General features: G+C 30.5%; 12 protein-coding genes and 1 other annotated feature. Of the genes, 10 read left to right on the top strand and 2 right to left on the bottom strand.

The features are described 5' to 3' along the window. The first annotated feature begins 293 nt into the window (after positions 1 to 293). From ABDZ93_RS02515 to ABDZ93_RS02475, 9 genes are all read left to right on the top strand, one after another. Positions 294 to 1,223 (top strand): ABC transporter permease, encoded by a 930-nt coding sequence (locus ABDZ93_RS02515; RefSeq protein ID WP_343823330.1) that lies wholly within the window; start codon positions 294 to 296, stop codon positions 1,221 to 1,223. Positions 1,224 to 1,234: 11 nt separating this feature from the next. Beyond that, positions 1,235 to 2,173, top strand: a complete 939-nt coding sequence (locus ABDZ93_RS02510; protein WP_343823328.1) for an ABC transporter permease — start codon at positions 1,235 to 1,237, stop codon at positions 2,171 to 2,173. Positions 2,174 to 2,184: 11 nt separating this feature from the next. Further along, complete coding sequence (locus tag ABDZ93_RS02505; RefSeq protein ID WP_343823326.1) at positions 2,185 to 3,201, top strand: ABC transporter ATP-binding protein; 1,017 nt, start codon at positions 2,185 to 2,187, stop codon at positions 3,199 to 3,201. Beyond that, entirely contained in the window at positions 3,194 to 4,171 is a 978-nt protein-coding gene (locus tag ABDZ93_RS02500; protein WP_343823324.1) for an ABC transporter ATP-binding protein, read from the top strand. The genes ABDZ93_RS02505 and ABDZ93_RS02500 overlap by 8 nt, the downstream gene beginning before the upstream one ends. Positions 4,172 to 4,205: 34 nt before the next feature. Next, complete coding sequence (locus ABDZ93_RS02495; RefSeq protein WP_343823322.1) at positions 4,206 to 5,897, top strand: peptide ABC transporter substrate-binding protein; 1,692 nt, start codon at positions 4,206 to 4,208, stop codon at positions 5,895 to 5,897. A gap of 121 nt (positions 5,898 to 6,018) precedes the next feature. After that, positions 6,019 to 6,285: a binding site (T-box leader), on the top strand. 125 nt (positions 6,286 to 6,410) lie between these two features. Next, a complete protein-coding gene (gene asnA / locus ABDZ93_RS02490) occupies positions 6,411 to 7,418 on the top strand; it encodes an aspartate--ammonia ligase (RefSeq protein WP_343824507.1) in 1,008 nt (335 codons plus the stop codon). A gap of 392 nt (positions 7,419 to 7,810) precedes the next feature. Then, on the top strand, positions 7,811 to 9,421 hold the full coding sequence (gene pyrG, locus ABDZ93_RS02485) for a CTP synthase (RefSeq protein WP_343823320.1): 1,611 nt from the start codon (positions 7,811 to 7,813) through the stop codon (positions 9,419 to 9,421). A gap of 246 nt (positions 9,422 to 9,667) precedes the next feature. Next, the gene (locus ABDZ93_RS02480; protein ID WP_343823317.1) at positions 9,668 to 10,081 is read left to right on the top strand and encodes a flavodoxin; all 414 of its coding nucleotides are present in this window, start codon (positions 9,668 to 9,670) and stop codon (positions 10,079 to 10,081) included. Positions 10,082 to 10,094: 13 nt separating this feature from the next. Continuing rightward, on the top strand, positions 10,095 to 10,721 hold the full coding sequence (locus ABDZ93_RS02475) for a DUF3793 family protein (RefSeq protein ID WP_343823315.1): 627 nt from the start codon (positions 10,095 to 10,097) through the stop codon (positions 10,719 to 10,721). A gap of 67 nt (positions 10,722 to 10,788) precedes the next feature. Here the strand turns inward: ABDZ93_RS02475 and feoB are convergent, their stop codons facing one another. Together feoB and ABDZ93_RS02465 are read right to left on the bottom strand one after the other, a co-directional pair. Continuing rightward, positions 10,789 to 12,948, bottom strand: coding sequence for a ferrous iron transport protein B (feoB, locus tag ABDZ93_RS02470; RefSeq protein ID WP_343823313.1), 2,160 nt, complete (start codon positions 12,946 to 12,948; stop codon positions 10,789 to 10,791). A 209-nt stretch (positions 12,949 to 13,157) separates the two neighbouring features. Then, positions 13,158 to 13,424, bottom strand: a complete 267-nt coding sequence (locus tag ABDZ93_RS02465; RefSeq protein WP_343823311.1) for a FeoA family protein — start codon at positions 13,422 to 13,424, stop codon at positions 13,158 to 13,160. 269 nt (positions 13,425 to 13,693) lie between these two features. Here ABDZ93_RS02465 and ABDZ93_RS02460 point away from each other — a divergent pair, with 269 nt between their 5' ends. Continuing rightward, the gene (locus ABDZ93_RS02460; protein WP_343823309.1) at positions 13,694 to 14,188 is read left to right on the top strand and encodes a metal-dependent transcriptional regulator; all 495 of its coding nucleotides are present in this window, start codon (positions 13,694 to 13,696) and stop codon (positions 14,186 to 14,188) included. The last annotated feature ends 2 nt before the right edge of the window (positions 14,189 to 14,190 follow it).

The raw sequence follows: 14,190 nt of genomic DNA, 5'->3' as shown, positions 1-14,190 counted from the left end.
TGCATTAGGTCTTAAATTGATGTTTAGGTAGCATTTCTTTATAGAAATGAGATTAAATATCTTGAGAAGATTTCTAAAAATTTTAAGGCACTTTTGTTTTTTTGAATAATATAATTACATAGTTACACTGATAAATAAAGCAAGTTAACACATTAGAAAATAGTCAAATATAGATATATATGAAGGTTGTTATTAGTTTATCATTGAAAAGTAATGTATTAAATAAAAATTAATGGAATATTGAGAGAATAAATCAATATATATATATCATATAAAAAATGGGGGGTGAGAATTTGATTAAGTACATTCTAAAAAGGCTAGGTATAAGTGTAGTAACTATATTTATAGTTATTACTGCTACATTTTTTTTAATGAGATTAATGCCTGGGGGACCTTTTGATGGTGAAAAACCATTACCACCAGAAATAAAGGCTAGTCTAGAAGCAAAATATGGATTAGATAAATCTTTAGGTGAGCAATATTCAATGTATTTAAAGGACTTACTTAAAGGTGATCTAGGACCAAGTATGAAATACAAAGGAAGAGAAGTACAAGAAATAATAGGTTATTCTTTCCCAGCATCTGCGAAACTTGGTGGAGTAGCTGTGGTAATTTCCTTAGCTTTCGGGATACTTCTAGGAATAGTTGCAGCTCTTAAATATAATAAGTGGCCAGATACTATATGTATGGTACTTGCTACACTGGGAGTTACACTGCCGAGCTTTGTTATAGCAACGTTATTAATGTATATATTTGGAGTTAAACTAAGCTTAGTACCTATAACAGGTCTAGATAGTTGGAAGAGCTATATCTTACCATCAATAGCTCTAGCGGGATATTCTATAGCATTTATATCTAGACTTGCCAGATCAAAGCTATTAGAAGTTTTAAAATCAGACTATATTAGAACTGCAAAGGCAAAGGGAGTTAACGGTAGAAGAATAATGTTTAAGCATGCTCTTAGAAATACATTAATTCCTATAGTAACCTATGTAGGTCCATTGATTGCAGGTATATTAACAGGTAGTTTTGTAGTAGAAAAGATATTTGCTATACCAGGACTGGGAAGAGAGTTTGTAACTACAATAACAAACAGAGATTACACAACTATACTTGGAGTAACTATATTCTATAGTACACTTCTAATACTATGTAATTTAATTGTGGACATTATGTATGTAATTATAGATCCAAGAATTAAATTAGAAAATGTTGAAGCCTAGGAGGTGATGTTATGGAATTTAATGAAGAAATTAATAAAATTTTAGATAAGGATTTTGTCTTTGTAGATGAAGGTAGTAAACAAAAAGATACTATAAATCGACCAAGTGTATCTTATTGGAAGGACTCGTGGAGAAAGCTTAAAAAAAATAAGCTAGCGATAGTAGGGCTTATATTTGTTATTCTTATAACTCTAGGAGCTATATTTATTCCTTGGTTTTCTAAACACGATTATACAACAAATAACTTAATGCTTACTAATCAGGGACCATCTGCAGAGCATTGGTTTGGAACAGATTCACTAGGAAGAGATTTGTTTGTAAGAGTTATGTATGGTGCTAGATATTCTTTAATAATTGGTTTTGTGGCATCTATATTAAATTTATTTATAGGTATAATATATGGTGGAATTGCTGGACTTGTAGGTGGATGGGTAGATAATATTATGATGAGAATTGTAGATATAATATCTTCTATACCTATGACTATATACGTAATACTATTGATGGTTATTCTAGAAAAGGGTGGATTATTCAATATTATTGTAGCCTTGGCTATTTCTTATTGGATAGGAATGGCTAGAATTGTTAGAGCTGAAATACTACAACTAAAACAACAAGAATTTATTTTAGCAGCTAAAACTTTAGGAGCTCAAGGTAAGAGAATATTATTTAAGCATCTAATTCCAAATTGTTTAGGACCAATTATAGTAACTCTTACACTACAAATTCCAACTGCGATATTTTCAGAAGCTTTCTTAAGTTTTATTGGATTAGGATTAGTTCCACCACTTGCATCATGGGGAACTTTAGCTAATGACGCTTTATCTACATTAAGGTTATATCCTTATCAGCTTTTATTTCCAACGTTGGCTATATGTATAACGATTTTTTCATTTAATATGCTTGGTGATGGGCTCAGAGATGCTCTAGATCCAAAGGTTAAGAAGTAGGGGGTGGAAGGATGAATAATTTGTTAGAAGTAAATAATTTAAAAACATCTTTCTATACTCAATTTGGAGAAGTGCAAGCTGTAGGAGGAGTTTCGTTTAATCTAGAACATGGTGAAGTTATGGGTATAGTTGGAGAATCAGGTAGTGGCAAAAGTGTAACAATGATGTCTATCATGAGACTTTTAGATGATAATGGTAAAGTAAAAGACGGAAAAGTAAGATTTGAAGATAAGGATATAGTATCTATCAGTGAAGAAGATATGTCTAAGATTAGAGGAAATGAAATATCTATGATTTTCCAAGATCCTATGACTTCTTTGAACCCACTTATGACTATAGGAAATCAAATTATGGAGCCGCTTAGAATCCATAAGAAGATGACTAAAGAAGAAGCTTATAAAAAAGCTGTAGAATTATTACATCTAGTTGGTATACCAAGTCCAGAAAGCAGAATGAAACAATATCCACATGAGTTTTCTGGTGGAATGAGGCAAAGGGTAATGATTGCTATGGCACTAACTTGCAATCCAAAGCTATTGATAGCTGATGAGCCCACTACTGCACTAGATGTTACAATACAAGCGCAAATTTTAGAAATAATGAAGGACATAAAACAAAAATTAAACACATCCATAATTCTTATTACACATGATTTAGGAGTAGTTGCAGATATTTGTGATAATGTGAATGTAATGTATGGAGGACTTATTATAGAACAAGGAACTGTACAAGATATATTTTATAATTCTAAACATCCATATACCTGGGGTCTTATGGAAAGTGTTCCTAATCCTAATACTTTGGTAAGAGAGAGACTAAGACCTATAGATGGCCAACCACCAGATTTGTTTAAACCTCCAAAGGGATGTCCATTTTATGCTAGATGTAAATATTCTATGGAAGTATGTAAAGAGCATAAACCTAGATACTATGAAATATCACAGGGACATCAATCTGCATGTTGGCTAAATGACAAGAGGGCACCAAAGGTTGAAACTCCAATAAAGAGGAGGAAGGAAGATGAGTAATACAGAAAATTTAATAGAGGTGAAAAATCTATGTAAGTATTTTCATACTAAAAAATCAATTTTAAAGAAAGACAAAGGGATATTGAAGGCTGTTGATGGTGTATCTCTTCATATAAAAAAAGGTGAAACTTTAGGATTAGTAGGAGAATCAGGCTGTGGAAAAACAACTTTAGGCAGAACATTATTAAAGTTATATAATCTTACAGCAGGAGAGATATTTTATGATAATGAAGAGATTGGAAAGTTAAATACTAAGAAGATGTTGCCTTATAGAAAGAAAATGCAGATGATATTCCAAGACCCTTATGCTTCTCTTAATCCAAGATTAACTGTTGGAGATATCGTTGGTGAGCCTTTAGATATTTATAAAATATGCAAGGGGAAAGAAAGGGAAGAAAAAGTAAAGTATTTTCTAGATAAGGTAGGACTTGATCAGAATCACATGAATCGTTATCCTCATGAATTTTCTGGTGGGCAACGACAAAGAATTGGAATAGCAAGAGCTCTTGCTGTTAATCCGGAATTTATTGTTTGTGATGAGCCTATTTCTGCGCTAGATGTGTCTATACAAGCTCAGATAATTAATATGATTGAAGATTTACAAAATGACTTTGGATTAACTTACTTGTTTATAGCTCATGATTTATCTATGGTTAAGCACATATCCAATAGAGTTGGGATAATGTACTTAGGAAAATTAGTTGAAATAGCAGAGAGTAATGAGGTATATAGTAAACCAATCCATCCATATACTAATGCATTACTATCTGCAATTCCAATTCCTGATCCGGATGAAGCTAAAAGAAGACAAAGAATAATTTTAGAGGGAGATATTCCATCTCCAATTGATCCTCCTCCAGGATGTAGATTTAAATCTAGATGTAAATATGCAAAACCAATCTGTGGAGAAGAGGAGCCAGTTTTAAAGGAAGTATCTCCTGGCCATTGCGTAGCTTGTCATTTATTTTAAAATATATTAATTAATTTAATAAGGAGGTTAATGAATGAAGAAAACTAGAATAATGGCACTAATAATGACTGCAATAATGACAGGTACATTGCTTTTAGGATGTACTAAGACTAAAGGAAATGAAGGAGAAAAACCTGGTGATGGAAATACACCAGTGGTAGAAGAAACAGTAGAACAAAAAATAGTATATAACCTAGGTGCAGATCCAAAAACTATTGATCCACAACTCAATTCAGCAGTAGATGGATCAACAATAATTCACAATGCTTTTGAAGGATTAATGAGAGAAGATGAAAATTCTAAAATAGTACCAGGAACTGCTGAAAAATATGAAGTATCTGATGATGGAACTGTATATACTTTCCATTTGAGAGAGAATGCTAAATGGTCAGACGGGAAACCGGTAGTAGCTGGAGATTTTGTATATGCATGGAAAAGAGCATTGAATCCTGAAGTAGCTGCGGAATATGCATATCAACTTTTCTATATAAAAAATGGAGCAGCTTACTATAATAAAGAAAAAATAGGAGATAAAGTTGCAACAGCAGATGATGTAGGAGTAAAAGCTATAGATGATAAAACTTTAGAGGTAACTCTTGAGGCTCCAGTTCCATATTTCTTATCATTAGCAGCTTTTCCAACTTATTTCCCAGTTAGAGAAGATGTTATAGAAGGAAATGAAGAGAAGTGGACATTGAAACCAGACACATATATATCTAATGGACCATTTAAAATGTCTGAATGGAAAGAAAAAGAAAGTATTACATTTGTGAAAAATGAAAATTATTGGGATGCTGAAAATGTGAAACTTGAGACATTAGAAGTAAGATTAATAGATGACCAAATAACTTATTTAAATGCCTTTAAGAGTGGAGAAGTTGACATAATAGAATCACCACCTCAAGCTGAAATTCCTACATTACTAGATGAAGGAACAGCTAAAATATATCCTTATTTAGGAACTTACTTCTATGTAATAAATGTATCAGATAAAGCTAAGGAAGTAGATCCTAAAGCAGCTGAAGCATTGAGTAAGCCTAAGTTCAGAAAAGCTTTATCACTAGCTATAGATAAACAACTAATTGTTGATAAAGTGGCTCAAGGTGGTCAAACACCAGCAAATAGCTATGTTCCAGCAGGTATTCTTGATTCAGCAGGAAAAGAGTTCAAAAAAGATTCTTCATCAAAAGGTACGGATATTGAAGAAGCTAAGAAGTTGTTAGCAGAAGCTGGATATCCAAATGGAGAAGGAGCACCAACAATAACATTTACTTTTAATACAGATCAAGGTCATCAAAATATAGCTCAAGCAGTACAAGATATGTGGAAGACAAACCTTGGAATTAATGTAGAATTGAAGAATGAAGAATGGGCAGTATTCCAAGACACAAGAACTAATTTTCAGTATTCTATGGCTAGACATGGATGGATAGCAGATTATAATGATCCTATGACATTCTTAGATATGTGGACAACAGGTAATGGACAAAATAATTCAGGATACTCAAATAAAGAATATGATAAGTTAATAGCTGAAGCTAAAGTAGAATTAGATGACACCAAGAGAACAGAACTACTACACAAAGCAGAAGATATTTTAATGGATGAATCACCAGTTATACCATTATACTATTATACAAATGTATTATGTATAGACAAAAATGTTAAGGGAACTTATAAATCACCATTAGGACAAATGGAATTTAGAGATGCTTATGTAGAGTAGCTCTATAAAAAGAAATCACTTAAAAATAAAAGTGCTATCTCAAAAGAAATTTTGGGATAGCATTTTAAAAGTGCTTTACAAATTAAATTTATTATGATATTATTTAAAAAATAATAAAATGAATAAAGCGTTGAAGAGAAGAAGTAAAATTAATGTATCTTTACAGAGAGTTCCACCATAAGCTGAGAGGTGGAAGAGTAAGTTGATTTGAATAACATCTCTGAGCAGTGCTCCGAAAGATAACAACTAGTAGGCAGCACCGGATCTGCACCCGATATAGTGCTAGAGTATACTCAATTTATATTAATTGACGTACTTGAAGAGATTGTTATTGTAAAATAATAATGAATTAAGGTGGTAACACGTGAGTAGTACTCTCGTCCTATTATATTTTTATATAGGGATGAGAGTTTTTTTATTATATATAAATAAAAAAAGATGAAGTAAGGGCCCATAAAACTTTATCAATACTTTAACTTTAAACGTAAAATCTAAGGAGGACTTGTAATGAAAATAGAGGGAATTGTTATTCCGAAAGGATATAAATCAAATGCCACATTAATAGAAACAGAAGTACACATAAAGAAAATAAAAGATTTTTTTGAAAAGTCTTTATCAGAGATCCTTAGTTTGACAAGAGTTTCAGCTCCATTATTTGTGGACTCTCAAAGTGGATTAAATGATAATTTAAACGGGGTTGAGAGACCGGTAGTATTTGACTTGCTGGCAACAGGAGAAAATGTTGAAATAGTACATTCCTTAGCAAAATGGAAAAGAATGAGTCTTCATAGATATGATTTTCAGGTTGGAGATGGCTTGTATACAGATATGAATGCTATAAGAAGAGATGAAGAGTTAGACAACTTACATTCTGTTTATGTAGACCAATGGGATTGGGAAAAGGTAATAAAAAAAGAAGACAGAAATGAAGAATACTTAAAAGATGTTGTGAGAAAAATCTATGAGGTGTTTAAGAAAACTCAAGAATTTGTTGATACAAATTTAATGAAGGTAGAAAATTCTTTACCGAAAGAAATACATTTTATAACTACACAGGATTTAGAAGACCGGTATCCAAATCTTACCGCTAAGGAGAGAGAAGATAAAATATGTAAGGAGTTTGGTGCTGTATTTATAATGAAAATAGGTGGAGTGCTAAAATCAGGAGAAAAACATGATGGAAGGAGTCCGGACTATGATGATTGGAATTTAAATGGAGATATATTATTTTGGTATCCTTTGTTAGATAGAGCTGTAGAACTTTCATCAATGGGAATAAGAGTGGATGAAGAAGCCCTTGATTATCAATTAACAGTATCAGGTAATGATAACAGAAGAAGTTTAGATTTTCATAAGAGATTACTAGCAGGAGAACTTCCATATACAATTGGAGGGGGAATAGGTCAATCGAGAATATGTATGTTCTTTTTAAACAAAGCTCATATTGGGGAAGTTCAAGCTACTACATGGGATGAAAAAAATGTAAAAATTTGCAAAAAAAATAATATAAGTTTACTTTAATTCATAAATGAATTTGTATATTTGATTTTATGTGATGAGTCGATAAATTGTAATAAATTTAATTATTTGAGTTCATATTAATTTAAAAAATAGTTTAAAGTGAGGCTATCTTAGAATGTTTTTTATTATTCTAAGATAGCCTCACTTATTTATATGTAAATTAATTAAATTTATTCTAACAATAATCTATAATTTTTTAAATTATTAAGTTAAATATATAAAATGACAAAAAACACTAGCCATAGAGATGGAAGTGTGGTAATATAAATTCTATGTTAAAAGTACAGACTACCCCATAATATTTATAGGGTAATTCTTATTATACAAATGTATAGATTAAAAGTCAATAGTAAATTAATAAAATTTAAAAAAATTGTATTGGAGAAGATAATATGAGTAGTAAGTATATTTTTGTAACAGGTGGAGTGGTTTCATCCTTAGGAAAAGGCATTACGGCAGCATCTCTAGGTAGACTTTTGAAAAATAGGGGACTAAAGGTTACAATACAGAAGTTTGATCCATACCTAAATGTAGATCCAGGAACTATGAGTCCGTATCAACATGGTGAAGTATTTGTTACTGATGATGGTGCTGAAACTGATTTAGATTTAGGACATTATGAAAGATTTATTGATGAAAATTTAAGCAAAAGTAGCAATGTTACTACTGGTAAAATTTATTGGTCGGTTATAGCTAAAGAAAGAAGAGGAGAATATTTAGGTGGAACTGTTCAAGTAATACCACATATAACTAATGAGATAAAAGAAAGAATATGTAGGGTCACAAAAGAAAAGGCAGTAGATGTGGTTATAACTGAAATTGGTGGTACTGTAGGAGATATTGAATCCTTACCATTTTTAGAGGCTATAAGACAAATTCAATATGAAGTAGGTAAAGAAAATGTATGTTTTATACATGTGACTTTAGTACCTTATCTAGGAAAGGCTGGTGAGTTAAAAACAAAACCAACTCAACATTCAGTAAAGGAATTAAGAAGTATAGGAATTCAACCAGATATAATAGTTTGTAGATCCGAAAAGGAAATATCAGATGAATTAAAGGCAAAAATAGGATTATTCTGTAATTTAGAAGGTAAGAATGTAATACAAAATCTAGATGCAGAGCACTTATATGAAGTACCTTTAATGTTACATAAGGAAGGCTTAGATAGATTAGTATGTGAAAGATTAAGTCTAGGTTGCATGGATATTGATAATTCTCAATGGATTAAAATGGTTAGTAAAATTAAAAATTTAAACATGAAAGTTAAAATTGCATTAGTTGGTAAATATGTAGAACTGCATGATGCATATATATCTGTTGTTGAGGCATTAAGTCATGGTGGATATGCTAATGAGTGCCAAGTAGAAATAAAGTGGATAAATGCAGAAGAGATAGAAAGAGATAAATCGAGTGAAATTTTTTCTGATGTGAATGGGATATTAGTGCCAGGGGGATTTGGAGATAGAGGAATAGAAGGAAAGATAGAAGCTATAAGATGGGCAAGAGAGAATAAAAAACCTTTATTTGGTATATGTTTAGGCATGCAATGTTCGGTTATAGAGTTTGCTAGAAATGTACTTGGATATGAAGGGGCTAATAGTTCTGAGATTGACCCAAATACCAAATATCCAGTAATAGATTTAATGCCAGACCAGCAAGAAATTGAAAATTTAGGTGGTACTATGAGATTAGGATTATATCCATGTAAACTAGACATAAACTCAACAGTGGCAGGTGAATATGATGAAATATTAATAAATGAAAGACATAGACATAGATATGAATTTAATAATAGATTTAGACAAGAAGTAATTGAAAAAGGTATGAGCATTACAGGGACAAGTCCTGATAATAAGTTAGTAGAAATAGTAGAGATAAAGAATCATCCATGGTATGTATCAGTACAATTTCATCCAGAATTAAAATCAAGACCTAATAATCCACATCCTTTATTTAAAGGATTTATAAAAGCTGCAATTAAAGATAAGAAATATAAATAATGTAAAAAGCATTTTTTCTAATATGAACTGATGTACGTCAATTGTATAGTGGTTCAATAGAAGAATGCTTTTTATTACTTTTTTAAAGAGTTTTAATAAGTATAGAATCATGCATAAACAAGCATAATAAAAGTATTACTCAATTGTTTGAAATTAATTGAGAATAATTATCAAAAACTATTGACAATAATATAAAAACATCTTAATATGTAATTGAGAATAATTTTCAATTAAGGAGGATGTATTATGAAAATAGTTTATTGGTCAGGTACAGGTAATACAGAGAAAATGGCAGAATTAATTGCTAAAGGAATCAGAGAAGGTGGGAAAAATGCAGAAGTAATCAATGTTGCTAATGCTAATAGTGACATCTTTGATGATGAAGATGTAATAATATTAGGATGCCCATCTATGGGAGATGAAGTACTAGAAGAATCTGAGTTTGAACCTTTTATTGAAGAAATATCTTCAAAAATATCTAAAAAGAAAGTGGTTTTATTTGGATCCTATGGTTGGGGCGATGGAAAGTGGATGAGAGAGTGGGAAGATAGAATGTTTTCTTATGGATGTGAAATAAAAGAGGATTGCCTTATTATTTGTGGCGAACCAGAAGATGAAGATGAATGTATAAATTTTGGTAAAAAAATAACACTTTTATAGGTAGGTAATGAAAATGACATGTTTAGAATTTTATAATAAGTTAGAATCTATGAATGGTGAAGAATATATTAAAAACTTTTTAATTTATAATACTTCATTGGTGATTGCAAAAGTTAAACCAGCTGCTACTATTACTTTTAAAAAAAATAATAGAGATTTATATAATAATTGGTGTTCAATGGGGAAAGTATTTATTAAAAGTATATGTCTTGACTTTATAGAATTAAGAGAATCTGATGATTCAATTGTAGTATTAATTTATAATCAGAACTTACTTGAAAAATATATAGGTAAGGAAGGTAATAAAGAGTTTTTAGTTAGTCTAGGCTATTCGGAAAATGGAACTATTGTAGAATATTTAGATGTGTTAACAAATAGATATAAAGAATATAATTGCCCGCATGAATTAGGTATATTTTTAGGAATACCAATTAATGACGTAAAAGATTTTATGAATTGTAATGACAAGAAGTGCTTATTGTGTGGATATTGGAAAGTATATAATGATTGTATTTCAGCTAAAAGAATTTTTCAGTATTATGATCAGGTTAAGGAATATACAGCAGATTCTATATCCAAAGGAATTGAAGGTGGTACTTTGGTGCAAAGTATAGAAAATAATTTTAATTTTTATGGTTAAAGGATAATTAAAAATGATTAAATTAAGAAAACAGAGCTTGCAAGCTCTGTTTTCTTAATTTAAGGAACTAAACAAGCCCTAAAAGTCTAACTATGGTTGTTACAGTAAAGCAAATTATAATACCCGTTATGGTAGGGATAGCAAAGGAAAGGGCAGTCCACTTAAAGCTTTGAGTTTCTTTTTTTATAGTTAAGCAGGTGGTGCTGCATGGCCAATGCATTAAAGAAAATAGCATTACATTTAATGCTGTGAGCCATGTCCAACCATTTGAAATTAGAAGCTGTCTTAGTTGAATTAAACTATCAAATTCTAATAAACTTCCAGTAGATGTATAGCTCATAATAATAATAGGAACTACAATTTCATTAGCTGGAAAACCAAGTATAAATGCCATTAGTATATAACCATCTAAGCCTATTAAATTTGCAAAGGGATTTAAAAAATTAGCACAATGAGCTAATAGGCTTAAGTTTCCAATTGTAATATTGGCCATTACCCAAAGAACTAATCCCGCAGGAGCTGCTACAACTATTGCTCTACTTAAAACAAAAAGAGTTCTATCGAAAATAGAGCGAATTATGATTTTACCAACTTGTGGTTTTCTGTAAGGGGGAAGTTCTAGAGTAAAGGATGATGGTACTCCTTTAAGTATAGTTTTAGATAGAATTTTGGAAATCGTTAAGGTCATAAATACACCTAACAGGATTACAGATGTTAGAATTAATGAAGAAATAATGGATTGTGAAGGTCCAACAAAAGTACCAGCAAAGAACATGGTGATTATGGCAATTAAAGTTGGGAAGCGTCCGTTACATGGCACAAAATTGTTTGTAAGTATTGCAATTAGCCTTTCACGTGGAGAATCTATAATTCTACAACCAATTATTCCAGCTGCGTTGCATCCAAATCCCATACACATGGTGAGAGCTTGCTTTCCACAAGCACAACTCTTTTTAAAGAAGTTATCTAAATTAAAAGCTATTCTAGGTAAATAGCCTAAATCTTCAAGAAGGGTGAATAGTGGAAAGAAAATAGCCATTGGAGGAAGCATTACAGAAATAACCCAGGCTAAGGTTCTGTAAATTCCTTTTATTAAAATTCCTTCTAGCCATAAAGGTGCTCCTAAATCTAATAAAAATATAGTAAGTTTATCTTCAATCCAGAAAAGAGCAGTAGATAAAAGGGATGAAGGGTAATTAGCACCTGTGATTGTTATCCAAAAAATAACGCATAAAAGTAATATCATTATAGGTATTCCGTATATTTTAGATGTAAGAATTTTATCGATTTTTCTGTCAGCAATGTTATATTTGGAGTTCTCTTTTGTCATTACTTTGAAGCTGATTTTTTCAGCTTTACTTACTAAAGTAGTTACTAATTTATCTCTAAAATTTTCTCCCATTATATTATAAGTAGATAAAAGATTAATCGCTTCTTTTAGCCTTTCTTTAATTATTTGATTACTTAATATGGTAATATTTAAATATTTATTTAGTGACTGAATTAGACTAGGGTCATTTTCTAATAATTTTAAAGAAATCCATCTAGGATTAATTTTAGAATCTATATTTTTTAGAGCTATTTTTACTTCTGGTTCTATTATAGATATAGAATCTTCTAAAATTTTATCATATTTAATTTTAATAGGATTTATAGGTACTTCATTATTTGTTAGTTTGTATACTATATCCATTAATTCTATAAGACCATCTCCTGTGGTAGCGCTAGTACCTACAGTAGGAACACCGAGAAGTAAGGAAAGTTTTATTAAGTCTACATTAATTCCTTTTCGTTTAGCTTCATCCATTAAATTTACACAGATTACTACATTGTTAGTTATTTCTATGGTTTGAAGTGCTAAGTTTAAGTTTCTTTCTAGACAAGTAGCATCGAGGATAACTATAGTGGCATCAGGATTTCCGAAACATATAAAATCTCTAGCAACTTCTTCTTCTACAGAATTAGCCATAAGGGAGTAGGTTCCAGGAATATCCACTAGTATGAAAGATTTATCCTTGTGAGTATATTTACCTTGTGCATTGGATACGGTCTTTCCAGGCCAATTTCCAGTGTGTTGGTTAAGTCCAGTTAAACTATTAAAAATTGTGCTTTTGCCTACATTTGGATTACCAGCCAGAGCAATTATTTTATCTGATGGGGAAGCACGTTCTATGTTGAGTTCTTTTTCTAAAGCACTAACCCCAGTGGATTGATTAGTTAATCCCATTATAAAACCTCCTATAATAAAGTATTGTAGTGTTTAAATTTATACAATTATGAAAAGTTTAGGGTAATTCCAGATATTTTATTAAGTAAAGTCTATTAATAGGCTTCAGGTGGAACAGACATTCCATATGAAGCCTATGATTCTTTTAAAAATAAGAATAAAATTAATCTATTTTCATGATAATGAAAGGTCATATTAGACTTTAATTATCAGAGTGCTTCAACTAATATGTTAGAAGCATCTTCCTTACGAATTGCAATTACTGCTCCACGAATCAAATAAGCTACAGGATCACCAGACGGACTTTGATTAAGCACTTCTATTTCTGTATTAGATATAAGTCCAAGATCAAGCATTCTGCGTCTTATAGATCCACTAGAAGTAAGAGTTTTCACTTTGCACTTTTTACCCATACATAAATCTGTTAAGGGTAATATTTTAGATGATTCTATATAATGGTTTGAATTTTTATTCATAATGTTAATCTCCTTCTAAACTTTTTGTATTTATAATTAAGTATGAATTAGCTATAATACTTGTAATCTTTTTAATAAAGCATATACATAATTAATTAGAGTAGGGAAAAAATCTTTCCCTACTCTAACATATGATTATTTATATATTCATGATACTATTTTTAAAATTATTAAGTATATATAATATATACAAATATATAGTAGAAACGGTGGTTGAAAATTTTGTTAAATAGAAATATATAAATTATAGAATGTGGAGGATATAGTTAGTGGATAAAAATTTTTATACAGTAAGAGCATATGAACAGAAGTTATTTGATGATAGATTACTGACTGCATCTATGGAGGATTATGTAGAAATGCTTTATAGGTGTACTATGGATGGTGAGGATTATATGAGACTTAATAAATTGGCAATTATGTTAAATGTTAGAGATTCTTCAGCTTCTAAGATGATGCAAAAGCTTGGTAAACTAGGCTTAGTTGATTATGAAAGATATGGAATTATAAAACTAACAGCTATTGGAATAAGGGTAGGTAAATATCTCTTAAGTAGGCATAATACAATAGAAAAATTTTTGAAGTTTTTAGGCTCTGATGGTGATGTACTAATAGAAACAGAGTTAATTGAGCATGTAGTAAGTAGTGCTACTGTAGAGAATTTAAATATACTTAATAGTTTTATAGAAGATAATAATATCTTTAATGAGTATAGGGAATTTAGAGAAAAATACTACAAAAATGAAGATATGGAGAAAATATAAAA

It is taken from the genome of Clostridium subterminale (assembly GCF_039521425.1).
In the GTDB taxonomy this organism is placed as follows: domain Bacteria; phylum Bacillota; class Clostridia; order Clostridiales; family Clostridiaceae; genus Clostridium_J; species Clostridium_J subterminale.
The sequence above is the reverse complement of the archived record's forward strand: the minus strand, read 5'-3'. Positions and strand labels throughout refer to the sequence as shown.